The sequence below is a fragment of the Kitasatospora sp. NPDC089913 genome, from assembly GCF_044748625.1.
GTDB lineage: Bacteria > Actinomycetota > Actinomycetes > Streptomycetales > Streptomycetaceae > Kitasatospora.
Genome location: NZ_JBIVGI010000005.1, coordinates 270,688 through 293,099 on the forward strand (window position 1 = coordinate 270,688; position 22,412 = coordinate 293,099).

Here is a 22,412-nt window from a genome sequence, read left to right on the forward strand (position 1 = left end):
ATAGGGCGCCGCTCCGGCACGGGGACGCATGATCGCGCAATGCCGCTGCTGGCACACCACCAACTCACTCGAACGAGTGACGGCGCATCCGAGTGGAAGGGGCGCGGACACGGAGCGGCCCCGGGAGCGGGTGCTCCCGGGGCCGTCCGGTGTGAGCCGTTCGCCGCACGACGGGCACGGCGGGCGCGGCAGGGCCTACCGCCGAGGGCCTACCGCTGGGTGCCGGCCGCCGCCTGTGCGGCGCGGTCCGGGTCCGCCGCCGGTTCCGGGACCGGTTCGGCGTGCACCTCGATGGTCGTCTCGACCGAGACCACCAGCGCCTCGCCCGTCCGTTGCCCGGCCCGGATCGAATCGATCCTGGCCAGCACCTTGCCGCGCAGATCGGCCGGGGTGTCGTCGCAGCCGCAGGAACGCTTGATCAGCGCCTTGATCGCCTGCTCCAGCCCATACTGCTTCAGGCAGGGCGAGCACTCCTCGAAGTGCACGCGCAGCTTGTCGCAGTCGCCCTCGGCCATCTCGTTGTCGAGGAATTCGTAGAGGTGGTCGAGGACCTCGCCACACTCGGTGTCGTGCGGATCGCCGCAGCTCATGAACCCGAGCCCTTCGCTTCCTGCCCTGCCCCGCTGCCGGCCGGGACCAGCCCGCGCTCACGGGCGTAGTCCTCCAGCATGCCGCGCAACTGACGGCGGCCGCGGTGCAGTCGGGACATCACCGTACCGATGGGAGTACCCATGATGTCCGCGATCTCCTTGTACGCAAAGCCCTCGACGTCCGCGAGATAGACCGCGATGCGGAACTCCTCCGGAATGGCCTGGAGGGCGTCCTTCACATCGCTGTCCGGAAGGTGGTCCAGGGCCTGGGTCTCGGCCGAGCGCAGACCGGTCGACATGTGCGACTCGGCCCGGGCCAGCTGCCAGTCCTCGATCTCCTCGGCGGCGGTGCGCTGGGGCTCCCGCTGCTTCTTGCGGTACGAGTTGATGAACGTGTTGGTGAGGATGCGGTACAGCCAGGCCTTGAGGTTGGTGCCCTCGCGGAACTGGTGGAAGGACGCGTACGCCTTCGCGAACGCCTCCTGGAGGAGGTCCTCCGCATCGGCCGGGTTGCGGGTCATCCGCAGCGCCGCCGAGTACATCGGGTCCAGGTAGCCCAGGGCGTCGCGCTCGAAGCGCTCCCGCCGGGCCTCCTCGGTCTCCTCGGCCGACACCCGGAAGGTGTCCTCACCGATCGCCTCGGCCAGCTCCTCACCGGTGAGCGCCTCGCCCGCGGGCAGGCTCTCGTCCGGGCCCCGGCCCGGCTCGGCCTCGTGCTCGGTCCCGACGACCGGACCCACCTCCTCGGCATGACGGACACGGCCCACGGCGGGCCGCCCCGAAAGCGAGGATATCGGGCCGACGGGCTTCTCGCCCGCGGCGATCCAGTCGGACCAGGAGGGGACGAACGCCGACTCGGCCTCGCGCTCCTCAAGCCGCTCGGGGCACGCGATCGAACCCATCTGCCCTGCCTTCCACCGGGACTCATGCTGACAAGGGCGTCAACCACGTCGGCCCCGCGCGCATTCCCGGCCCCCACGGGCGGATCCACGCCCCCTGCGCGCGGGCCCGCCGGGTCCGCCGGGTCCGCCGGGGGCCGCCTCACACCAGCCGCAGCACCCAGTCCCCCACCGCGGCCGCGATCAGCTCCAGCAGCTCCTCCCGCTCCACCGGTGCGCGCTTCGGCACCTCGAAGCCGTGGTTGCCGTACTCCAGCGCGAGCAGCTCGTGCGAGGCCGGCAGCTCCGGGAACTCGGCCGGACCGCCGAACGGGTCCGCCGCGCCCTGCACCACCAGCGTCGGCAGCCCCGTGCCGAGCAGCTCCTCCGCCCGGCTGCGCTCCGGCTTCCCCGGCGGGTGCAGCGGGAACGCCAGTGCCAGCACCCCCGCCGCCCCGGTCGCCAGCCCGGTCCGGCAGGCCACCCGCGCGCCCGCACTGCGGCCGCCCACCACCAGCGGCGGACCGGCCTCCGCCAGCCGCTCGGCGACGGGCGTCCACCCGGTGTCCAGGGTGCGCGGCGCGGGCGCCACCTTCTTCCCCGCCACCCGCCACGGCTGCTCGACCAGCGCCACCGACACCCCCCGGGGCGGCAGCGCGGCGGCCAGCACCGCCAGGTCCCGCGCCTCGACCCCGCCCCCGGCGCCGTGGCCCAGTGCCAGCACCGCCCGCGGCCCGGCCGCCGGGTGCAGGGTGATCCGGGCGTCCCCGGCGGGGGTGGGCACGAGCTCCTGGATGACGGTGACGGGGGCGGGGTCGGGGTCGGCGGTCACGGCGGTCGCGGTCCTCTCGGCTCGGCGGCGCGCAGCAAGGAGCGCGCACGAAGGGGTGCACAGGAAGGGGTGCACAGGAAGGGTGCGGGCGGGGCTCGGAACAGCGTCGGGCCTCAGAACAGCGTGGTCTCGTACTCGACCTCGACCCAGGGCTCGGTCAGCCCGGCGTGGTTGTTGCGGATGCTGCCGACGTCCGGCGACACCGGCGTCGCCCGCAGCGCGCCCGGCGGCGGGGGTATCAGCAGCCGCCGCAGCTCCGGCGCCTCCCCGTCGGCCAGCCCCGGGTCCAGCCAGTCGTCGAACGACCCCGGGTCCAGGAACAGCGGCATCCGCTCGTGGATCGGCGCCAGCAGCTCCTCCGCCTCCGTCGTCACCACGGTGAACGTCACCAGCCAGCCCTCCGGGTGGTCCGAGGGCACCGTCCGGTTGCGCCAGAACTCGTACAACCCCGCCAGCGCCAGCGGCGCACCGTCCGCCCGGGACACGAAGAACGGCTTCTTCTTCGGCCGGCCCCGCTCCGCCGGCACCGTCTGCCACTCGTAGTAGCCGTCCACCGGCAGGATGCACCGGCGGGACGCGAACGCCTGCCGGTAGGAGGGCTTCTCGTGCACCGTGTCCGAGCGCGCGTTGATCATCTTCACCGCCGTCTCCGGCGACTTCGCCCACTGCGGCACCAGCCCCCAGCGCAGCGCCCGCAGCTGCCGCACCGGCCGCGCCGCCCCCTTCGGCAGCCGCTCCAGCACCACCAGGGCGCTCTGGGTGGGGGCGACGTTCCAGCTCGGGTCCAGCGTCTCGGCCGGGTCCCACTGCTGCACGCCGAACAGCTCGACGATGTCCTCGGGCCTGTTACTCGCGGCGAAGCGACCACACATGCCGTCAGCTTGCCACGGTCCCGGCCGCCCCCCCGGAACCACCCGCCCAGAACCACCCGCCCCGGGACCGCCGTCCCCTCCATGACAGGCTGCCGTACCGAAGGAGCGGCCGAACCGAGGCGGAGGAGACCCATGGACGCCAGGACCCTCGACGAGCTGTGGACCGCCGTCACCGGCACCCAGCCCGACCCGCCCGGCTGGCTCGTCCTCGCCGCCGGCGGTGTCGCGCTGCTCACCGTGCTCGCCCGCCCGCTGTGGCGGATCGCCCGCAACGCCGTCACCATCGCCCACGAGGGCGGCCACGGCCTCGCCGCCCTCGCCACCAACCGCAAGCTGGCCGGCATCCGGCTGCACTCGGACACCTCCGGCCTCACCCTGTCCTACGGACGCCCCACCGGCCCCGGCATGGTCCTGACCGCCGCGGCCGGCTACCTCACTCCTGCCCTGCTCGGCCTCGGCTGCGCCGCCCTGCTCGCCGCCGACCGGATCACCCTGCTGCTGTGGCTGGCCATCGCCCTGCTGCTGGCCCTGCTGGTGCGGATCCGCAACGCCTTCGGCTTCCTCAGCGTGCTGCTCACCGGCGGCGCGTTCTTCCTGGTCAGCTGGTTCGGCTCGGCCGAGGTCCAGGCCGGCTTCGCCTACCTCGGCACCTGGTTCCTGCTGTTCGGCGCCGTCCGGCCGGTGCTCGAACTCCAGCGGCAGCGCCGGCAGGGCCGGGCCGACGACTCCGACGCCGACCAGCTCGCCCGGCTCACCGGCGTCCCCGGCCTCGCCTGGGTCGCGCTCTTCCTCGTCACCGCCCTCGCCGCCCTCGCCCTCGGCGCCGACTGGCTGCTGCGCCCGCTCTGATCCCCGCTCCGGGCCCCCGCCCCGGCGCCCGCGCACCGGCCGGCGCCGCCCGCCCCGGTCCGCGCATCGGAGGCGAACGGGCGAGCCCCACCACGGCCCCTAGACTGGCCGCATGACCGAGACCCTGTGGCCCGCCCCCGTCGCGACCACCCCCGTGGACGCCACCGTCACCATCCCCGGCTCCAAGTCGGTCACCAACCGGGCCCTGGTGCTGGCCGCGCTCGCCGACGGGCCGGGCTGGGTGCGCCGCCCGCTGCGCAGCCGCGACTCCCAGCTGATGGCCGACGGCCTGCGCGCCCTCGGCGTCACCATCGAGGAGCAGGTCAACAACGACACCGGCGGCACCGGCGGCGGCGAGGCCTGGCGGGTCATCCCCGCCCCCGTGCTGCGCGGCCCCGCCTCGGTCGACGTCGGCAACGCCGGCACGGTCATGCGCTTCCTGCCCCCGCTGGCCGTCCTCGCCGACGGCCCGGTCCACTTCGACGGCGACCCGCGCAGCCACGAGCGCCCGCAGCACGGCGTGATCGACGCCCTGCGCGCGCTCGGCGCCCGGATCGAGGACGGCGGCCGCGGCAGCTTCCCGCTGACCGTGCACGGCACCGGCGCCCTGGACGGCGGCACCGTCCAGCTCGACGCCTCCGCCTCCTCCCAGTTCGTCTCCGCCCTGCTGCTCTCCGGCGCCCGCTACAACAACGGTGTCGAGGTCCGGCACGTCGGCGGCCCCGTCCCGTCGCTGCCGCACATCCGGATGACCGTCGACATGCTGCGGCTGGCCGGCGTCCAGGTCGACGCCCCCGAGGACGGCGGCGAGAAGGACGTCTGGCGGGTCACCCCCGGCGCCCTGCTCGGCCGCGACCTGGTGGTCGAGCCCGACCTCTCCAACGCCGCGCCGTTCTTCGCCGCCGCCCTGGTCACCGGCGGCCGGGTCACCGTCCGCGACTGGCCCCGGCACACCACCCAGCCGGGCGACCAGCTGCGCGAGCTGTACACCCGGATGGGCGGCAGCTGCGAGTTCACCGACGAGGGCCTGCGCTTCACCGGCGGCGACCGGATCCACGGCATCGAGGCCGACCTGCACGACGTCGGCGAGCTCACCCCGGTGATCGCCGCCGTCGCCGCCCTCGCCGACTCCGAGTCCCACCTCTACGGCATCGCCCACCTGCGACTGCACGAGACCGACCGGCTGGCGGCGCTCGCCAAGGAGATCAACGGCCTCGGCGGCGACGTCAGCGAGACCGAGGACGGCCTGCGGATCCGCCCGCGCAAGCTGACCGGCGGTGTCTTCCACACCTACGAGGACCACCGGCTGGCGACCGCCGCCGCCGTGCTCGGCCTCGCCGTGCCCGGCGTCCAGGTCGAGAACGTGGCCACCACCGCCAAGACCCTGCCGGACTTCACCGCCATGTGGGACGAGCTGCTCACCGGACCGGTGGCGGGCGGCTGAGCGGGGACTGGGCACATGCGCCGCTACGGCAAGGACGCCGACGAGGACGACATCCGCAACCGCCCCGCCCGCCGGGGTTCCCGGCCGCGGACCCGGATCCGGCCCAAGCACGAGGACGCCGACGAGGCGATGGTGCTCACGGTCGACCGCGGCCGGGTGACCTGCCTGGTGGACCCGGGCACCAAGCAGGAGCGCCAGGTCACCGCCATGAAGGCCCGTGAGCTGGGCCGCAAGGGCGTGGTCGTGGGCGACATCGTCTCCCTGGTCGGCGATCTCTCCGGGGACGCCGACACCCTGGCCCGGATCGTCCGGGTCGAGGAGCGCACCTCGGTGCTGCGGCGCACCGCGGACGACGACGACCCCTACGAGCGGATCGTCGTCGCCAACGCCGAGCAGCTCGCCATCGTCACCGCGCTGGCCGACCCGGAGCCCCGGCCCCGGCTGATCGACCGCTGCCTGGTCGCCGCCTACGACGCCGGGATGGAGCCGCTGCTCGTCCTGACCAAGGCCGACCTGGCCCCGGCCGAACCGCTGCTGGAGGCCTACGCCCCGCTCGGCATCGAGTACGTGGTCACCCGCCGGGACGAGCTGGAGGGCGCCGGCGCCGAGGCCGTCCGGGAGCACCTGCGCGGGCTGCGCACGGTGTTCATCGGCCACTCCGGTGTCGGCAAGACCACCCTGGTCAACGCTCTCGTCCCGGAGCGGCAGCGGGTCACCGGCCACGTAAACGCCGTCACCGGCCGGGGCCGGCACACCACGGTGTCGGCGCTCGCGCTGCGGCTGCCGCCGCCGCCCGGTGCCAAGCCCGGTTCGAAGAAGGCGCTGGACACCGGCTGGGTGATCGACACCCCCGGCTTCCGCTCCTTCGGGCTCTCCCACATCGACCCGTCCCGGGTCATCCTGGCCTTCCCCGACCTGGAGCCCGGCACCGTCGAGTGCCCGCGCGCGTGCAGCCACGACGAGCCGGACTGCGCGCTGGACGCCTGGGTCGCCGACGGCCACGCCGAGCAGGCCCGGCTCTACTCGCTGCGCCGGCTGCTCGCCAGCAAGGAGGCCCGGGAGGGCGACTGACGGCCGGTGCGGCGGACCGGTTCCGGTGTTCGAGGTGTCGGACGGCCCGCTCGTGGTGATCATAGGAAAGTCGGGCCGGATCACGGTCCGCCCGGCACCCGGGCCCGCCCACCGGTCCCGACCGTTCCCACCGATCACGACCGATCCCCGACCGACAGGGAGAGCACGCGATGGCATGGGCCCTGGTGATCCTGGCCGGACTGCTGGAGACCGGCTTCGCGATCAACCTCAAGCTCAGCGACGGCTTCACCAAGCTCTGGCCCACCGTCAGCTTCTGCGTCTTCGCCCTGGGCAGCTTCGGCCTGCTGACCATCTCGCTGAAGACCCTCCCGGTGGGCCCCGCCTACGCGGTGTGGACCGGGATCGGGGCCGCCGGCACGGCGATCTACGGCATGCTCTTCCTGGAGGAGACCACCTCGGTGCTCAAGCTGGTCTCGATCTCCCTGGTCATCGCCGGGGTGATCGGTCTCCAGCTCAGCGGCTCGGCCCACTGACGGACACCCGACGGGGCCGGAGCCCGGGTCCGGGGGCGGGTCCGCGCTAGGGTTTCCGGCATGGCCGACTACCACGACGATCTCCGACTCGCCCATGTCCTCGCCGACTCGGCCGACTCGGTCACCCTGGAGCGTTTCCGCGCACTCGACCTGCGGATCGAGACCAAGCCCGACCTGACACCCGTCAGCGACGCAGACAAGGCCGCCGAGGAGCTGGTGCGCAGCATCCTGCAGCGGGCCCGCCCGCGCGACGCGGTGCTCGGCGAGGAGTTCGGGCTGCAGGGCTCCGGCCCGCGCCGGTGGGTGATCGACCCGATCGACGGCACCAAGAACTACATCCGCGGTGTCCCGGTCTGGGCCACCCTGATCGCGCTGCTGGAGGACGGCCCGGACGGTGTGGAGCGCCCCGTCGTCGGCATCGTCTCCGCGCCCGCGCTGCAGCGCCGCTGGTGGGCCGCCAAGGGCCTCGGCGCGTACGCGGGCCGCAGCCTCGCCAAGGCGTCCCGGATCCACGTGTCCGGGGTCTCCCGGATCGAGGACGCCTCGTTCTCCTACTCCTCGCTGTCCGGCTGGGAGGAGCGCGGACGGCTGGAGCCGTTCCTGGACCTCACCCGGGCCTGCTGGCGCACCCGCGCCTACGGGGACTTCTGGTCCTACATGATGGTCGCCGAGGGCGCGGTGGACATCGCCGCCGAGCCGGAGCTGTCGCTGTGGGACATGGCCGCGAACAGCGTCATCGTCGAGGAGGCCGGCGGCCGCTTCACCGGTCTGGACGGCGTCCCGGGCCCGGGCGGCGCCGACGCCGTCGCCTCCAACGGCCTGCTCCACCAGGAGGCCCTGGACCGCCTGAGCGTCTGACAGCCTCCGCCCGCGAGCGGGCGACTCCCGCCCCGAGCCGAAGGGGCGCGCCGGTGCCGAAAGGGAGAAGCGAGGACGACGCGAGGGTGGGGGCACCTCCCGGCCGAAGGCTGGGGGAGAGCGGCGTTGGAGCGCCGACCGTCGGCACCGGACCGAAGCGCCCCGGAGGCGAGCGGGCGACAACACCGCCCCGAGCCGAAGGGGCGCGCCGGTGCCGAAAGGGAGCAGCGAGGAGGCCCCTGAGGAACGAAGGGGCCTCGGAGCGCGACCGTCGGCACCGGAGCAGAGCGCCCCGGAGGCGAGCGGGCGACAACACAGCCCCGGATGCCGGTTCTCCTCGGCATCCGGGGCCCGCTGCTCGGCGGAGCCCCTCACCGGGCCCCGCCTCGCGGTGCGTCAGCCCTGCTTGCGCAGTTCCCGCACCGCGGTCTCGAGGCGCCGGCCGTAGTCGGCGTCGGCCTTGCGGAAGTTCTCGACCGCCCGCTCGACGATGTCGTCGCGGTCGGCCGAGACCTTGGCGATGAAGCCGGCCAGGTTGGCGACCAGCCGCTGCTTCTCCTCCTCGGAGAACAGCCGGTAGAGGTTGCCCGCCTGCACGAAGTCGTCGTCCTCGGCGTGCGAGGGCGCCTCGTGGTTGCCGGTGGCCCCGGTGACCGGGGTCGGGGCCCACAGCGGGCGGCCGGTCTGCACCGGGCCGCCGAAGCTGTTCGGCTCGTAGTTCTTGCGGCGGCCGTGGCGGCCGTCGTAGAGGTGGCCGTCCCGGCTGTTGGTGAGCGCCTCGGTGGCGTGCGGGCGGTTCACCGGCAGGTGGTCGGCGTTGATGCCGACGCGGTAGCGGTGGGCGTCCGCGTAGGCGAACAGCCGGCCCTGGAGCATCTTGTCCGGGGACGGGCCGATGCCGGGCACGAAGTGCCCCGGGGAGAAGATCGACTGCTCGACCTCGGCGAAGACGTTGTCGGGGTTGCGGTTGAGCTCCAGCTTGCCGATCTCGATCGGCGGGTAGTCCTCGTGCGGCCAGACCTTGGTCAGGTCGAACGGGTTGAAGCGGTAGTTCGCCGCGTCCTCGGCCGGCATGATCTGGACCTGCACCGTCCAGGTCGGGAACTCGCCGCGCTCGATGGCCTCGCGCAGGTCGCGCTGGTGGCTGTCCGGGTCCTCGCCGGCGAGCCGGTTGGCCTCGTCCGCGGTGAGGTTCTTGATGCCCTGGTCGGTCTTGAAGTGGTACTTCACCCAGAAGTACTCGCCGGCCTCGTTCTGCCACTGGTAGGTGTGCGAGCCGTAGCCGTTCAGGTGGCGGTAGGACGCGGGGATGCCGCGGTCGCCGAACAGCCAGGTCACCTGGTGGGTGGACTCGGGCGACAGGCCCCAGAAGTCCCAGACGTTGTCCGCCTCCTGCGAGCCGGTGTACGGGTCCCGCTTCTGGGTGTGGATGAAGTCCGGGAACTTGATGGCGTCCTTGATGAAGAACACCGGGGTGTTGTTGCCGACGAGGTCGTAGTTGCCCTCCTCGGTGTAGAACTTCAGCGCGAATCCGCGCGGGTCGCGCACCGCGTCCGCCGAGCCGAGGTTGCCCGCCACGGTGGAGAACCGCAGGAAGGTCTCGGTCTGCTTGCCGACCTCGGACAGGAAGGCCGCCCGGGTCCAGCGCGAGACGTCGGCCGTCAGCGTGAAGGTGCCGTAGGCGGCGGCGCCGCGGGCGTGCACCACGCGCTCCGGGATGCGCTCGCGGTTGAAGTGCGCGAGCTTCTCGAACAGCAGCTGGTCCTGGATCAGCGCCGGACCGCCGACACCGGCGGTCTCGGTGTTCTGGTTGTCGGCGACGGGGGCACCCGCCTCCGTCGTGAGGGTGGGGCGCAGCTCGTCCTGGGTAGTCATGTGAGGGGCCTCCGCGTGATCCGGTCGTGACGAACCGATCCTAACTTGGACTTTGTCCAAGTCAACACTGGAACCAAACTCGGAGTCTCACTTACCCTTGGTCCATGAGTGACCTGCTGGAACGACTTCGTGGACGTGGATGGCGGCTGACCGCGCAGCGCCGGGTCGTGGCCGAGGTGCTCGACGGCGAGCACGTGCACCTGACCGCCGACGAGGTGCACGCCCGCGCGGTGGAACGGCTGCCCGAGATCAGCCGCGCCACCGTCTACAACACGCTCGGCGAACTCGTCTGCATCGGCGAGGTGCTGGAGGTGGCCACCGACGGCCGCGCCAAGCGCTACGACCCCAACGCGCACCACGCGCACCAGCACCTGATCTGCTCGGGCTGCGGCGCCATCCGCGACGTCCACCCGCTCGGGGACCCGCTGGCCGCGCTGCCCGAGGCCGAGCGGTTCGGCTTCACCGTCTCCGGCGCCGAGATCACCTACCGCGGGCTGTGTCCGCAGTGTGCGAACAGACCCTGAGCCGCGCGGACCTCCGACGGGGAACTGCTACGCGCTGAGCTCCGCGTGCAGCGCGCCGAGCAGTCGGCCCGCCCGCTCGGCGACCTCCGCCGGACCGTAGTCCGCGGCCCGCCGGCACCAGCCCTCCGCCTGCACCGGCTCCCCCCGGCGCAGCGCCAGCAGGGCCAGCCGCAGCGCCGCCCGCCCGTGCCCGGCGTCCGCCGCCCGGGTGTACCAGAGCATCGCCTCGGCCTCGCTGTCCTGCCGCGCCAGCAGCAGTCCCAGGTTGAAGGCCGCGCTGCGGCTGCCCGCCTCCGCCGCCCGCCGGTACCAGCTCTCCGCGATCTCCAGCGCCCCCCGCTCGGCCGCCCGCACCCCCATCCGGACCTGCGCCCGCCGATGCCCCGCGTCCGCCGCCGACGCGTACCAGTGCTCGGCCTCCGCGTCCGCGTCCCCGCGCCGGTCCAGCACCGAGGCCAGCCGGAACGCGCCCTCCGCCGAACCGCCCGCCGCCGCCTGCCGGTAGCGCTCCAGCGCGCCCGCCGCGTTGCCCCGCTGCTCCTGCACGACCGCCAGTTGCAGCGCGGCCTCGCCGTGCCCCTCCGCCGCGGCCCGCGCGTACCACTCCTGCGCCTGCCGCTGCTCACCGCGCCCGGCGTGCAGCACGCCCAGGTTGAACGCGCCGTCCACACTGCCCGCCTCGGCGGCCTTGGAGAACCACGGCTCGGCACCCGACTCGTCGCCGCGCTGCAGCAGCACCACGGCCAGCGCGTTGCAGGCCTCCCGGTGCCCGGCGTACGCGGCCCGGCGGTACCACTGCTCGGCCTGCTGGTCACGGCCCGCCCCGGCGCACAGCAGCCCCAGGTTGAACGCCCCGTTGTGGTCCCCGGCCTCCAGCGCGCTGCGGTACCAGCGCTCCGCCTCGGCGGCCGCTCCGCGCGAGGCGTGCAGGGCGCCCAGCGCGTTCGCGGCATTGCCGTCACCCGCCTCGGCGGCCTCCTGCCACCACTCGGCGGCCGCGCCGAGGTCCCCGGAGTCGCGGAGCAGGTAGCCCAGCGCGCACGCGGCCCGGGGCTCGCCGTTCTGTGCCGACTGCCGGTACCAGCGGGCGGCCTCGTCCAGCAGCGGCGCCTCCCCGCCGGACCGGTCCTCCAGCAGCACGCCCAGCCGCAGCGCGGCCCGGGCGTGGCTGCGGGCGGCGGCGATCCGGTACCAGGCCTCGGCGGTCTCCTTGTCCCCCGCCGCCTCGCGCATCCGGGCCAGCCGGTAGGCGCCCTCCCGGTGCCCGGCGTCCGCGGACACCTTGAACCAGCGCTCGGCGCGGACGTCCCGGCGGTGCTCCATGAGGTCGCCCAGCGCGTAGGCGCCCAGCGGGTGGCCGTGGTCGGCGGCGAAGTGCAGCCAGTACTCGGCCGCCTCCTCCTCGCCCTGGTCGCGCAGCTGCAAGCCGAGCGCGTGCGCGGCCGGCGCGCTGCCGGCCACCGCCGCCTGGCGCCACCACTGGGCCGCCTCGGCCCGGTGGCCGCGCTGGTGCAGCAGCACGCCCAGGTTGTTGGCGGCCGCGCGCAGGCCCGCCGCGGCGGCGGCCCGCAGATAGGGCTCGGCGTCCGCCAGGTCCCCGCGGCGCAGCAGCAGGGTGCCGAGCCGCGCGGCCGCGTCCGGGTCGCCGTCGTCGGCGGCGCGCCGGTGCCGGGCCTCCAGGGCGGCCTGCTCGCGGGCGGCGAGCGCGGTCTCGAAGCTGGCCGAGTCGAAGCCGGGGTCGCCCTCCACGTCCGGGCCGGCCGGGCCGTCGGACGCGCCGTGGGCGCCGAGCGCGGCGGCGAGGCCGCCGGCCGGGACGTGCACCAGGGAGTCCGGGCCGTAGCCGCCCGCGGGCCGGCGCTCGGCCAGACCGCTGGTGCGCTGCGCGGGCAGGGCGCCGGGCCGCCGTTCGGGGCTCTCCGCCCAGGTCTCGGTGTCCGCCTCGGTGGTCGCCGCCGGCCCCGCTCCCGTCCCGTTCCTGCCGATCAGCCTCATGCCGACTCCCGCTCCCCCTGAGTGTCGCGGCGTCGTCCTCCGGCTCTGGGCCGGGGGAGCTCCACGGGGGCCGCATCGACCCGACGGCCGGTCAGCGGCCGTGCAACGTCCCCCATGTGTCCCATCGTCGCATCACCCGCAACCCGCGTACACCTGCCCCGGCCGAATTCGGCGAGGCGGACCTGAGCCGACGAGATTGCTTCGGCGCTTTGTCGATTTCCCGACACTCGCCCCTCACAAACCCCGTTGCCGTCGTCCTTGGCGACGCTCGATGGTACCGGAGCGTTCCCGGCCACCCGTGCGGACGAACGACGAAGGCCCGGAGGACGAGTCCTCCGGGCCTTCGTTGCTACTGAGTAGCGGGGACAGGATTTGAACCTGCGACCTCTGGGTTATGAGCCCAGCGAGCTACCGAGCTGCTCCACCCCGCGTCGGTAGTTGAACCATAGCACGGGCGCGGGGTGGGGCCGAAATCGGTTACCGCGGGATCAGCGCAGCTCAGGGGCCGCCGGTCGGTGCCGGCGAGGCCGGCGGGGTGGCCGGCGGGGTGGCCGGTGCCGTGCCCGACGGCGTCGGGGCCGGGGTGATCCCGGCCTTCTGCTGGGCCGCCGCCAGCTCCTTGGCGGCCTCGCTCTGCGCCTTCTGCGCCTGACCCAGGGCCACCCAGTCGCCGGCCTTGGCGGCGGCGTCCGCGTCGGTCTGCGCCTTCAGCACGTCCGTGATCGCCTTCTGCAGCTCCGGCGTCAGGGTGACCCCCGGCGTCGGGGTGGTCGGCGTGGTGGGCGTCGTCGGCGTCCCCGGCGCGGTGGGCGCGGTCGGCGTGGTCGCCGGAGCCGCGCCCGCGAACACCTTCCGCAGCGCCTCCTCCAGCGTGTTCTCGAACGCCACGTTGTCGTTGCCGTAGACCGCCAGCACCTTCTGCAGCGTCGGGTACTTGGCACCCCGCCCGCGGACGTACACGGGCTCCACGTTCAGCAGCCCGCCGCCGACGGGAAGCGTCAGCAGGTTGCCGTACTCCAGTTCCGAGTCGCCGCCGCTCTTCAGCAGGGTGATCTGCTGCGCGACCTCCTGCCGCGAGTTGAACTGCGACTGCACCAGGTTGGGGCCGAGCGTCTTGGAGTCCCCCGGCACCTTGAGGATCCGGATCTTGCCGTAGTCCGGCCCCGGGTCCGCGCTGACGGCCATGAACGCCGCCAGGTTGTCCCGGCCGCGCGGCACGAAGGTGGTGGTCAGCGAGAAGCTCGCCGACGTGACCGCCGGGTCCGGCATCCGGACCGTCAGGTAGTACGGCGGCTGGAACTGCTTGGTGTCACTGGTCGGGTCCACCGGGACCTGCCAGATGTCGCTGCCGTTGAAGAACGAGTCGGCGTCCGTCACGTGGTACTGGCCCAGCAGGTCGCGCTGCACCTTGAACATGTCCTGCGGGTACCGCAGGTGCGACAGCAGCGTGCCCGGGATCTCCGCCTTGGCCTTCACGGTGTCCGGGAACGCCTTCATCCAGGTCTTCAGCACCGGGTCGTTCTCGTCCCACTGGTACAGCGTCACCTCGCCGGTGTACGCGTCCACGGTGGCCTTGACCGAGTTGCGGATGTAGTTGACCTGGTTGGCGACGGTCAGCAGCTCACCGCGCTGGTTGGTCAGCGAGTCCTTGGTGGCCGTGCCCAGCGTCGTCTTGGACGAGAAGGGGTAGCCGTCCGAGGTGGTGTAGCCGTCCAGCACCCAGACCACCCGGCCGTTCTCCACCACCGGGTACGGGTCGGCGTCGATCGACAGCCACGGCGCGACCTTCTCCACCCGCTCCTTGGGCGTCCGGTCGTAGATCACCTTGGCGCCGTCGGTGATCGCCCCCGCGTACAGGATCTGCGGCTCGGCGAACTTCACCGCGTACGCGGCCCGGGTCAGCGGGTTGTCCAGCGAGACGCCGCTGCCGCCGGTGTACTTGTACTGCTTGTTCTCACCGGAGTCGGTGGTGTAGTCGATCTCCTGGTTGGAGCCGCCCACGATCGAGTACGTCGAGGTCTTCTCGCCGTAGTAGATCCGCTGCTGGTAGTCGCCCAGCGAACCCGTCGCCGGCAGGCCGGACTCGGTGAAGACCGGCTGGCCCTTGTCGTTGACCTGGTTGCCCTTGGCCACGACCGCGCCGTAACCGTGGGTGTACTTGAAGTGGTCGTTGATCCAGTTCCGCTGCACACCGTTGAGGTCCAGCTCGCGCAGGCCGATCACGGTGTCCTGGGCGCCCTCGCCCTTGCCGTACCGGTCCACGTCCAGGGTCTGCGGGAACGCGTAGTACGACCGCTGCTGCTCGATCGACTGGAAGGTCGGCGAGACGACGTTGGGGTCGATCAGCCGGATGTCCGCGATGGTCTGCGCGTCCGGCTTCAGCGACTCGGCGTCGGTGCTGCCCTTCGGGGTGTACGGAGTCGTCTGGCTGTCCGCGATCCCGTAGGCCCGGCGCGTCGCGTCGATGTTCTTCTGGATGTAGGGCGTCTCCTTGGCCTGCTCGTTCGGCTTGACCTGGAACTGCTGCACGATCGCCGGGTACACCCCGCCGATCAGCACCGCCGACAGCACCATCAGGCCCAGCCCGATCAGGGCCGGCGCCCAGGTGCGCCGCACCGGGGTCAGGAAGAACAGCACCGCGCAGATGACCGCGACGAAGAACAGGATCGTCTTCGCCGGGAGGAACGCGTTGGCGTCCACGTACCGCAGGCCGGTCCAGCCGGAGACCTCGCGGTAGGCGCCGGTCTTCACCGCCAGCGCGTACCGGTCCAGCCAGTACGCGACCGCCTTCAGCAGCACGAAGACACCCAGCAGCACCGCCAGGTGCCCCTGCGCGCCCGTGCTCGCCCGCCGGCCGGGGCCCTGCAGCCGCAGTCCGCCGTAGAGGTAGTGCACCAGCGCCGAGGTCAGCAGCGAGACGATCACCGCGCTGAACGCGAAGCCCAGCAGGAACTCGTAGAACGGAAGGTCGAAGGCGTAGAACGAGACGTCCTTGCCGAACTGCGCGTCCTTCTCGCCGAACGAGGTCCCGTTCGTCCACAGCAGCCAGGTCCGCCACTGGCCCGAGGCCGCGGCACCGGCCACCAGCCCGATCACCAGCGACACCCCGAGCAGCGCCCAGCGCTTGAACGGCGCCAGCCCCGAGCGGTACCGGTCCAGGCTCTGCTGCTCGACCGACATCGCCGACAGCGGCGGCCGCAGCCGGTGCGCCAGCCACACGTTGAAGCCGACGATCACCGCCATCAGCAGGCCGAAGACCGCGAACAGGCCGATCTTCGTCCACAGCTGGGTGGTGAACACCGAGGAGTAGTGGACGGACCTGAACCAGAGCCAGTCCGTCCAGAACCCCGCGAACATGACGAACAGCAGGAAGAGCACCGCGAGTACGCCCAGGGTCAGCAGGAGCACCCGCGCCCGCCGGGAGGGCGGGCCTACCCTGCGCCGGAACCCCGGCCCTGAGCGTTCCGGCATCTGGAATACCACGGTGGCACCTCAGTTGTGTCGTCTGGAGTCGGTCGGTCCTCAGTGCAACTTAACCAGTCTTTGGTCGAGTTCCCACCGTTAGCAGACGGTTACGACAACCCCGCCCGGCACGGGCCCTCCCCCGGGGCCCGGCCGCGGCCCGGCGCCGCGCCGCGCGCACCGTCCGGCGTGTGAGGATTGAGGCATGTCCGATGGATCCAACCTCCCCGACGACGTCTCCACCCTCCCGGCCGGCAGCCCGCTGACCCGGGCCGCGCTGGAGATCGACGAGTACGCCGCCACCCTCGGCTGGGACCTCCCGGCCCGCCTCTTCGCCCTGGTCGACAGCGCCGCGCTGCGCAAGGCCGACCCCCGCATCGCCGATCAGCTCGGCCTCGCCGACGGCGACCAGCCCGGCCTCACCCCGGTCGAGCAGGACGAGCTGCCCGCCGGCATGGAGCTGGACAAGTTCCTCGGCACCATCGCCTGGCCCGCCGCGGTGGTCGGCTGCGCGCTGGTCGTCGAGCGCCTGATGCTGCCGCCGGGCGCCGAGCAGTCCCGCCCGCGCAACGCGAACGACGCCCAGCTCGCCGAGTGGGTGGCCAACCACCCCAAGCGCGAGGAGGTGCGGATCACCGCCGCCGTGCTGCGCGACGGCAGCCGGGAGATCGCGCTGCGGCTGCGCTCCAAGGACGTCGCGCGCGAGGTGCTCACCGGCCCCGACCTGGTGCCGGGCCTCACCGAGGCGCTGCTGGCGACCTTCTCCTGACGTACTTCCCGGCCGGGTCCGGTCACAGCCGGACCCGGTGGGCGGAAGCCGGTCTGCGGAAGCCGGTGGGCGTGAGCAGGTGGGCGTGAGCAGGTGGGCGTGAGCAGGTACTAGGAGGCGCAGGACGGCAGGGCGGAGTTCTGCCCGTCCCGGACCTGCTCCAGCGCCTTGAGCGCGCCGTCCAGCGTCTCCACCTTGACCAGCCGCAGCCCGGACGGGGTGTTCTTGGCGGCCTCGGCGCAGTTCGCCGCCGGCGTGAGGAAGAACTCGGCGCCGGCCTCCCGGGCCGCGATCAGCTTCATCGAGATGCCGCCGATCGGCCCGACCTGGCCCGTGTCCTCGATGGTGCCCGTGCCGGCCACGAACCGTCCGGCGGTCAGGTCGCCGGGGGTCAGCTTGTCGATGATGCCGAGCGAGAACATCAGGCCCGCGCTGGGCCCGCCGACGTCCTGGAGCCCGATGTCGATCCGGAACGGGTAGGTGTGCCGCAGGCCCGGACGGATGCCGACCATCGCGGCGCCGGTGTCCGGGGACTTCACGGTCGGCACGCTGACGTCGGTGCGGGTCCCGGGCTCGGCCGAGCCCTCCTTGACCCGGGGCACCACGGTGAAGACCGCCGGCTCGCCGGGCTGGTGCTTGGTGACCGCCTTGGCGACCGCGTCCGCGTCGGCCACCGGGGTGCCGTCGACCGCGACGATCTGGTCCCCGGCGTGCAGCCGGCCCTCCGCCGGGGCACCGGCGGTGACGGCCTGGACGATCAGCTCGCTGCCCATCGGAATCCCGAGCTGGGTCAGCGCGGCGGTGCGGGCGTGGTCCTCGGAGAGCGCGAACTCCTCGGCGTTCTGCCGCTTGGCGTCGGCGTCGGACTGGCCCTTCGGGTAGACGTTGTCGTGCGGCACCACCAGCACGTCGTCGCGCAGCCAGCCCACCACCGCGTTGACCAGGCTCGGCTCGTACTTGGCGCCGGTGACCTGGACGGTGGTCATGTTGAGGTGACCGCTCGCCGGGTACGACTCGTGGCCGGTGATGGTGATCACCGGTGTGCCCGTCTTCTCCTGCACCCCGAGCGTGTTGTACGTCGGGCCCGGGCTCATCTCGGTGTACGGCACCTTCATCAGCACCGAGGCACAGAGCAGCGCTATGAGCAGCAGGGTGGCGGCGAGCATCGTCGCAGAGCGGCGTGGCATGCCTCGACAGTACGGGACGCGGGTGACCGTGCGCCCGGCGGGTCGTCGGGACCGCCGGGCGGGGTCAGCGGCCGGAGCGCTCCTCGGAGCCGCCGCCGGCGGTGGTGCGTTGCATCGCGGCCATGAACCGCTGGTGCTCCGCCAGCGAGGCCGGGTCCCCCGTCGCTCTCGGGGACCGCTGGGCCCAACCCGCCCACACGGTGGCCAGCACCGCGGCGACGCAGGGAATGATCAACCAGGCGAGCACAGCCATCTCAGTACTCCCAGCTCGTCGTGTCTATGAGCAGATTAACCATCCCGACGGACAACGCTGCGGGCGCCGTCCGGGTTACGGCACGGCCGATCGGCTCACTGCCAGGGAGTATCCGGCGCAGCGGCCCGCACCCGTTCGAGTGAGCGACCGGCGCGCCTGCGCGTCGCGGGGCGCGAGCGGTGCACAGGTGGACTCGCGGGCGACCGTGCGGATGATCGTACGAACGGCTGTGCGGACGACTGTGCGGACGGCTGCTCAGCAGCTCCCCGCGCCCACCCACTCCTCCTCGCCGTCGGCGAAGACCTGGTGCTTCCAGATCGGCACCTCGTGCTTGAGGTCGTCGATCAGCCGCCGGGCGGCGGCGAACGCCTCGCCCCGGTGGGCGCAGGAGACGGCGACGATCACGGCCTTGTCGGTGATCCCCAGCCGGCCCACCCGGTGCACCGCGGCCAGCGCGCGGACCGGGAAGTCGGCGACGACCTTCTCGGCCACCCGGCGCATCTCCCGCTCCGCCGTCGGGTGGCAGCTGTACTCCAGCGCCGTGACGTGCTTGCCGCCGTCGTGGTCGCGGACCGTCCCGACGAAGACGGTCGTCCCGCCGGCCGCGTCGTCACCCACCGCCTCGTACACCTCGTCGAGGGAGAGCGGGGTGTCGCGGATCGCGAGCAGGCGGATCGGGTCGTGGTTCTCGGACATGCCCCCATGATTGCCCATGCCGGGCGGGCCGGGGCAAGTACCTTCCGCATCACGATTGCGAAATTTCGCATCGTGAGAACGACGAGCTCAAGAGCGCGGGTCCGGCCGCGGCCCCGGACCGGGACCGGAGCCGGAGCCGGAGCCGGAGCCGGAGCCGGGCCCGGGCCGCGGAGCCCGGGACCGGAGCCGCTCAGAACCGGCGCCGCTTGCGCGCCCGCCGCACCAGCGCCGCCGTGCCCACCAGCGCCACCGTCGCGCCCGCCGCGCCCAGACTCGTCGCCGCCTCCTTGCCGCCCAGCCGCCGGCCCGCCACCGCGTGCTTGCCCGACACCTGCGCCAGCAGCTCCGCCAGCACCTCCTCGTTGGTGTGCGTCGGACGCCAGCCCGCCTCGTGCAGCCGGCTCCCCGACACCACCCACGGGTACATCGTGTACGCCAGGTCCCCCGCCGGAGCCGGGGTCAGCCCCAGCCGGTGCAGCCGCGCCGCCGTCCCCAGCGCCAGCGAGGCCGGCAGCTCCATCCGCCGGATCCCCGACAGCCGCTCCACGTCCTCCTGCTCCAGCCAGCCGTCACAGCCGACCGTCACCTCGCCCTCGACCAGGCCGAGCGCCGCGTACTCCAGTGCCGCCGCCAGGTCGTCGACGTGGCAGAACTGCCAGCACGGCCGGGACCCGGCCACCACCAGCAGCCTCGGCGCCTCGAAGTGCCGGGTCAGCACGGTGTCCACCCCGGGGCCCACCACCACGGCCGGCCGCAGCACCGTCACCTGCAGCCCCGGGTGCGCCCTCGGCGCGCGGCGCGCCAGCCGCTCGATCTCCAGCAGGTCGCCGACCAGCGAGGCCTCCTCGGTCGCCCGCAGCTCCGAGTCCTCCGCCAGCGGCACCTCGTTGTCCGGCAGCGCGCCGTAGACCATCGCCGACGTGCACAGCACCACCCGGTGCACCCCGGCCGCCGCGGCCGCCGTCAGCACCGTCTGCGCGCCCCGCACGTTGTAGGCGCTGCGCGCCCTCGGGTCGGACTCCATGCCCAGGTCCATCGCGAGGTGGACCACCACGTCGACCCCGGCCAGGCGCTCGGCCACGGCCGGGTCGCGGACGTCCAGCACCCGCCACTGCACACCGGGCACCTCACCGCGCCGGTCGTCGACGGCCAGCACCTTCCGGACCCCCGGCGAGGCCACCAGCCGGGCCGCGACCCGTTCGCCGAGCACCCCGGCGGCACCTGTGACCGCCACGGTGAGGGGTCTTCCGGCATAGGCTGGAGGCGGCGACGCCGTGGTGTCCGGGGCGTCCTCTCCTCCGGTCAGCCCAGAGCGAACGTCCGAAGGCGGGGAACTCACCGGCCATCCTCCACGGTTAGCTTATGTGCGTACGTACGTGTGTCACGTACGTCCATCCTGCCCGAGGCTGAGGCCCGGCGGTGCACCCGGCGCGGGCCAGCCGTCCGGGAGCCGCCCGCCGGCGGGGAGTCCCCCAGCTCCGCCGACCGCCCCGGGCAGCAGGAAACACCGCCACCACCCGTATGACGGCCGACCGGATCGAGGACCCCGTGAGCGACCTTCCCTTCGGATTCGGCGTTCCGCCCGAGGAGCCCGAGGACGGCAAGGCCAAGCCCGACGACGACCGGAAGAAGAAGGACCAGGGCGACGAGCCCGCCGGTCCGCAGCCCTTCGGCTTCAGCGGGAACAACCCGCTGGGCGCCCTGTTCGGCATGGGCCTGCCCGGCATGCCCGGCGGCCCCGGCGCGGGTGGCCCCGGCGCTCCCGGCGCGGGCGACAACCCCTTCGCGGCGATGTTCGGCGGCCTCAACCCCAACGACCTCGGCGCCGCCTTCCAGCAGCTCGGCCAGATGCTCTCGTTCGAGGGCGGCCCGGTGAACTGGGACCTCGCCAAGGACATCGCCCGGCAGACCGTGGTCGCCGAGCCCGCCGAGGGCAAGAGCAAGGACCGCTCCGTCGGCGACGCCGAACGTTCCGCCGTCGTCGAGGCCGTCCGCCTCGCCGACCTGTGGCTCGACGGTGTCACCACCTTCCCCTCCGGCGCCGCCGCCGCCGTGGCCTGGAGCCGCGCCGAGTGGATCGAGGCCACCCTCCCGGTCTGGAAGGACCTCGTCGACCCCGTCGCCGAACGCGTCGGCAACGCCATGGGCGGCGTCCTCCCCGAGGAGATGCAGGCCATGGCCGGCCCGCTGATGGGCATGATGCGGTCCATGGGCGGCGCCATGTTCGGCACCCAGATCGGCCAGGCCCTCGGCGCCCTCGCCGGCGAGGTGGTCGGCTCCACCGACGTCGGACTGCCGCTCGCCCCCGCCGGCAAGGCCGCGCTGCTGCCCCAGAACGTCGCCGAGTTCGGCGAGGGCCTCAGCGTGCCGGCCGACGAGGTCCGCCTCTACCTCGCCCTGCGCGAAGCCGCCCACCAGCGGCTGTTCGCGCATGTGCCGTGGCTGCGCGCCCACCTCCTCGGCGCCGTCGAGGCGTACGCCCGGGGCATCAAGGTCGACACCTCCCGGATGGAGGAGCTGGTCGGCCAGCTCGACCCGGGCAACCCCGAGGCCCTCCAGGAAGCCCTCGCCGGCGGTCTGCTCCAGCCCGAGGACACCCCCGCCCAGAAGGCCGCCCTGGCCCGCCTGGAGACCGCCCTCGCGCTCGTCGAGGGCTGGGTCGACGCCGTCGTGCACGCCGCCGCCGAGCCCCACCTGCCGCAGGCCGGCGCCCTGCGCGAGACCGTCCGGCGCCGCCGCGCCGCCGGCGGGCCCGCCGAGCAGACCTTCGCCACCCTGGTCGGCCTCGAACTGCGCCCCCGCCGCCTGCGCGACGCCGCCCGCCTCTGGGCGCTGCTCGCCGACGCCCGCGGCACCGAGGGCCGGGACGACCTCTGGCAGCACCCCGACATGCTCCCCACCGCCGCCGACCTCGACGACCCGGACGCCTTCGTGCACCGCGGCAGCGCCGACGACCTGGAGGGCGGCATCGACTTCGACGCCCTCGACAAACTGCTCGGCGAAGCCGCCGCGGGCGGGGCCACCGGCACCGCCCGGCCCGACCTGACGAAGAACGACGCCGACGGCGGCGACGACGACGGCAACGGCAACCAGGGGAAGGGCGAGCCCACCGCGTGACGACCACCGACACGGACCGCGCCGACACCCTCCGACCGGACGCCCCGGGCGGGCTGCACGCCGACGCGGTCCGCGCGCTGACCGACTGGCGGCCCGCCGAGCCCGAGCAGGACCGGCTCCGCCTCGACTACCTGCGCCACCTCGCCGAGCAGCCCGGGGGCATGTACCGCTCCTGCCTGCCCGCCCACATCACCGCCAGCGCCGCCGTCGTCGACCCGGCCGCCGGGCGGGTGCTGCTCACGCTGCACCCCAAGGTCGGCCGCTGGCTGCAGATGGGCGGCCACTGCGAACCCGGCGATCCCGACCTCGCCGCGGCCGCCCTGCGCGAGGCCACCGAGGAGTCCGGCATCCCGGACCTCGCGCTGCTCACCCGCGACGGCGCGCCGGTCCCGGTCAAGCTCGACCGCCATCAGGTCCGCTGCACCGGCAAGGACCGGCCGGAGAACACCCACCTCGACGTCCAGTACATCGCGGTGGCGCCGCCCGGCGCCCAGGCGCTGATCAGCGAGGAGTCGCTCGACCTGCGCTGGTTCGACTACGACCGCCTGCCGGAGCTCACGGACCAGTCGGTGCGCGACCTCGTCGCCCGCGCGCGCGACCTCACCGGCTGAGGCGTTCAGGAGCGCGAGCACGGCAGGAGGGGCGC

At 73.5% G+C, this 22,412-nt stretch carries 20 protein-coding genes and 1 tRNA gene; 9 read left to right on the forward strand and 12 right to left on the reverse strand.

The window, feature by feature from the left end:
• Positions 1-209: 209 nt before the first annotated feature.
• The 4 genes from rsrA to ACIPYS_RS10995 form a co-directional block, all read right to left on the reverse strand.
• On the reverse strand, positions 210-590 hold the full coding sequence (rsrA, locus tag ACIPYS_RS10980; protein ID WP_093860611.1) for a mycothiol system anti-sigma-R factor: 381 nt from the start codon (positions 588-590) through the stop codon (positions 210-212).
• Positions 587-1,330 (reverse strand): sigma-70 family RNA polymerase sigma factor, encoded by a 744-nt coding sequence (locus tag ACIPYS_RS10985; protein ID WP_369826154.1) that lies wholly within the window; start codon positions 1,328-1,330, stop codon positions 587-589. Before ACIPYS_RS10985 ends, rsrA begins: the two co-directional genes overlap by 4 nt.
• Before the next feature lie 301 nt (positions 1,331-1,631).
• Positions 1,632-2,300 carry an alpha/beta family hydrolase gene (locus tag ACIPYS_RS10990; protein ID WP_400745379.1) on the reverse strand — a complete coding sequence of 223 codons (669 nt, stop codon included), beginning with the start codon at positions 2,298-2,300 and terminating at the stop codon, positions 1,632-1,634.
• A gap of 113 nt (positions 2,301-2,413) precedes the next feature.
• On the reverse strand, positions 2,414-3,172 hold the full coding sequence (locus ACIPYS_RS10995) for an SOS response-associated peptidase (RefSeq protein ID WP_093860613.1): 759 nt from the start codon (positions 3,170-3,172) through the stop codon (positions 2,414-2,416).
• A gap of 132 nt (positions 3,173-3,304) precedes the next feature.
• Here ACIPYS_RS10995 and ACIPYS_RS11000 point away from each other — a divergent pair, with 132 nt between their 5' ends.
• The 5 genes from ACIPYS_RS11000 to hisN all read left to right on the forward strand — a co-directional run bounded on the left by ACIPYS_RS11000 (position 3,305) and on the right by hisN (position 7,888).
• Complete coding sequence (locus tag ACIPYS_RS11000) at positions 3,305-4,021, forward strand: M50 family metallopeptidase (RefSeq protein ID WP_400745381.1); 717 nt, start codon at positions 3,305-3,307, stop codon at positions 4,019-4,021.
• A gap of 112 nt (positions 4,022-4,133) precedes the next feature.
• The gene (aroA, locus tag ACIPYS_RS11005) at positions 4,134-5,465 is read left to right on the forward strand and encodes a 3-phosphoshikimate 1-carboxyvinyltransferase (protein ID WP_093860615.1); all 1,332 of its coding nucleotides are present in this window, start codon (positions 4,134-4,136) and stop codon (positions 5,463-5,465) included.
• Between the two features lie 15 nt (positions 5,466-5,480).
• Positions 5,481-6,536 carry a ribosome small subunit-dependent GTPase A gene (gene rsgA, locus ACIPYS_RS11010; RefSeq protein ID WP_093860616.1) on the forward strand — a complete coding sequence of 352 codons (1,056 nt, stop codon included), beginning with the start codon at positions 5,481-5,483 and terminating at the stop codon, positions 6,534-6,536.
• Positions 6,537-6,706: 170 nt separating this feature from the next.
• Entirely contained in the window at positions 6,707-7,030 is a 324-nt protein-coding gene (locus ACIPYS_RS11015) for a multidrug efflux SMR transporter (protein ID WP_045939100.1), read from the forward strand.
• A gap of 60 nt (positions 7,031-7,090) precedes the next feature.
• Positions 7,091-7,888, forward strand: a complete 798-nt coding sequence (hisN, locus tag ACIPYS_RS11020; RefSeq protein ID WP_093860617.1) for a histidinol-phosphatase — start codon at positions 7,091-7,093, stop codon at positions 7,886-7,888.
• A 396-nt stretch (positions 7,889-8,284) separates the two neighbouring features.
• Here the strand turns inward: hisN and ACIPYS_RS11025 are convergent, their stop codons facing one another.
• Positions 8,285-9,763, reverse strand: a complete 1,479-nt coding sequence (locus ACIPYS_RS11025; RefSeq protein WP_093860618.1) for a catalase — start codon at positions 9,761-9,763, stop codon at positions 8,285-8,287.
• A gap of 104 nt (positions 9,764-9,867) precedes the next feature.
• Here ACIPYS_RS11025 and ACIPYS_RS11030 point away from each other — a divergent pair, with 104 nt between their 5' ends.
• Positions 9,868-10,287 carry a Fur family transcriptional regulator gene (locus ACIPYS_RS11030; protein WP_093860619.1) on the forward strand — a complete coding sequence of 140 codons (420 nt, stop codon included), beginning with the start codon at positions 9,868-9,870 and terminating at the stop codon, positions 10,285-10,287.
• A 27-nt stretch (positions 10,288-10,314) separates the two neighbouring features.
• On the opposite strand, the gene ACIPYS_RS11035 is transcribed toward ACIPYS_RS11030, so the two are convergent.
• The 3 genes from ACIPYS_RS11035 to ACIPYS_RS11045 form a co-directional block, all read right to left on the reverse strand.
• Positions 10,315-12,282 carry an SEL1-like repeat protein gene (locus tag ACIPYS_RS11035; protein ID WP_093860620.1) on the reverse strand — a complete coding sequence of 656 codons (1,968 nt, stop codon included), beginning with the start codon at positions 12,280-12,282 and terminating at the stop codon, positions 10,315-10,317.
• A gap of 357 nt (positions 12,283-12,639) precedes the next feature.
• Positions 12,640-12,713, reverse strand: a tRNA-Met gene (locus tag ACIPYS_RS11040).
• Between the two features lie 67 nt (positions 12,714-12,780).
• Entirely contained in the window at positions 12,781-15,753 is a 2,973-nt protein-coding gene (locus tag ACIPYS_RS11045) for a UPF0182 family protein (protein WP_093860621.1), read from the reverse strand.
• A gap of 196 nt (positions 15,754-15,949) precedes the next feature.
• Between ACIPYS_RS11045 and ACIPYS_RS11050 the strand changes: the two genes are divergently transcribed.
• Entirely contained in the window at positions 15,950-16,513 is a 564-nt protein-coding gene (locus ACIPYS_RS11050; RefSeq protein WP_093860622.1) for a PPA1309 family protein, read from the forward strand.
• A 110-nt stretch (positions 16,514-16,623) separates the two neighbouring features.
• Here ACIPYS_RS11050 and ACIPYS_RS11055 read toward each other — a convergent pair whose 3' ends face one another.
• From ACIPYS_RS11055 to ACIPYS_RS11070, 4 genes are all read right to left on the reverse strand, one after another.
• The gene (locus ACIPYS_RS11055) at positions 16,624-17,700 is read right to left on the reverse strand and encodes a PDZ domain-containing protein (protein WP_093860623.1); all 1,077 of its coding nucleotides are present in this window, start codon (positions 17,698-17,700) and stop codon (positions 16,624-16,626) included.
• Between the two features lie 64 nt (positions 17,701-17,764).
• On the reverse strand, positions 17,765-17,953 hold the full coding sequence (locus tag ACIPYS_RS11060; RefSeq protein WP_093860624.1) for a hypothetical protein: 189 nt from the start codon (positions 17,951-17,953) through the stop codon (positions 17,765-17,767).
• 255 nt (positions 17,954-18,208) lie between these two features.
• Positions 18,209-18,649, reverse strand: coding sequence for a molybdenum cofactor biosynthesis protein MoaE (locus ACIPYS_RS11065; protein WP_231978589.1), 441 nt, complete (start codon positions 18,647-18,649; stop codon positions 18,209-18,211).
• Between the two features lie 190 nt (positions 18,650-18,839).
• A complete protein-coding gene (locus tag ACIPYS_RS11070; protein WP_375976662.1) occupies positions 18,840-19,988 on the reverse strand; it encodes an NAD-dependent epimerase/dehydratase family protein in 1,149 nt (382 codons plus the stop codon).
• Between the two features lie 209 nt (positions 19,989-20,197).
• On the opposite strand from ACIPYS_RS11070, the gene ACIPYS_RS11075 reads away from it, so the two are divergent.
• Complete coding sequence (locus ACIPYS_RS11075) at positions 20,198-21,766, forward strand: zinc-dependent metalloprotease (protein WP_400745387.1); 1,569 nt, start codon at positions 20,198-20,200, stop codon at positions 21,764-21,766.
• The gene (locus tag ACIPYS_RS11080) at positions 21,763-22,377 is read left to right on the forward strand and encodes an NUDIX hydrolase (RefSeq protein WP_093860626.1); all 615 of its coding nucleotides are present in this window, start codon (positions 21,763-21,765) and stop codon (positions 22,375-22,377) included. The genes ACIPYS_RS11075 and ACIPYS_RS11080 overlap by 4 nt, the downstream gene beginning before the upstream one ends.
• Positions 22,378-22,412: the final 35 nt, after the last annotated feature.

Excerpts from the sequence above, each read along its gene's own strand:
- ACIPYS_RS11000 (WP_400745381.1), top strand. The coding sequence starts at position 3,305 with ATGGACGCCAGGACCCTCGACGAGCTGTGGACCGCCGTCACCGGCACC.
- ACIPYS_RS11045 (WP_093860621.1), bottom strand. The coding sequence starts at position 15,753 with ATGCCGGAACGCTCAGGGCCGGGGTTCCGGCGCAGGGTAGGCCCGCCC.
- ACIPYS_RS11065 (WP_231978589.1), bottom strand. The coding sequence starts at position 18,649 with ATGTCCGAGAACCACGACCCGATCCGCCTGCTCGCGATCCGCGACACC.
- ACIPYS_RS11060 (WP_093860624.1), bottom strand. The coding sequence starts at position 17,953 with ATGGCTGTGCTCGCCTGGTTGATCATTCCCTGCGTCGCCGCGGTGCTG.
- ACIPYS_RS11035 (WP_093860620.1), bottom strand. The coding sequence starts at position 12,282 with ATGAGGCTGATCGGCAGGAACGGGACGGGAGCGGGGCCGGCGGCGACC.
- ACIPYS_RS11030 (WP_093860619.1), top strand. The coding sequence starts at position 9,868 with ATGAGTGACCTGCTGGAACGACTTCGTGGACGTGGATGGCGGCTGACC.
- ACIPYS_RS11025 (WP_093860618.1), bottom strand. The coding sequence starts at position 9,763 with ATGACTACCCAGGACGAGCTGCGCCCCACCCTCACGACGGAGGCGGGT.
- ACIPYS_RS11050 (WP_093860622.1), top strand. The coding sequence starts at position 15,950 with ATGTCCGATGGATCCAACCTCCCCGACGACGTCTCCACCCTCCCGGCC.
- aroA (WP_093860615.1), top strand. The coding sequence starts at position 4,134 with ATGACCGAGACCCTGTGGCCCGCCCCCGTCGCGACCACCCCCGTGGAC.
- ACIPYS_RS11015 (WP_045939100.1), top strand. The coding sequence starts at position 6,707 with ATGGCATGGGCCCTGGTGATCCTGGCCGGACTGCTGGAGACCGGCTTC.
- rsrA (WP_093860611.1), bottom strand. The coding sequence starts at position 590 with ATGAGCTGCGGCGATCCGCACGACACCGAGTGTGGCGAGGTCCTCGAC.
- hisN (WP_093860617.1), top strand. The coding sequence starts at position 7,091 with ATGGCCGACTACCACGACGATCTCCGACTCGCCCATGTCCTCGCCGAC.
- ACIPYS_RS10995 (WP_093860613.1), bottom strand. The coding sequence starts at position 3,172 with ATGTGTGGTCGCTTCGCCGCGAGTAACAGGCCCGAGGACATCGTCGAG.
- ACIPYS_RS11055 (WP_093860623.1), bottom strand. The coding sequence starts at position 17,700 with ATGCCACGCCGCTCTGCGACGATGCTCGCCGCCACCCTGCTGCTCATA.
- rsgA (WP_093860616.1), top strand. The coding sequence starts at position 5,481 with ATGCGCCGCTACGGCAAGGACGCCGACGAGGACGACATCCGCAACCGC.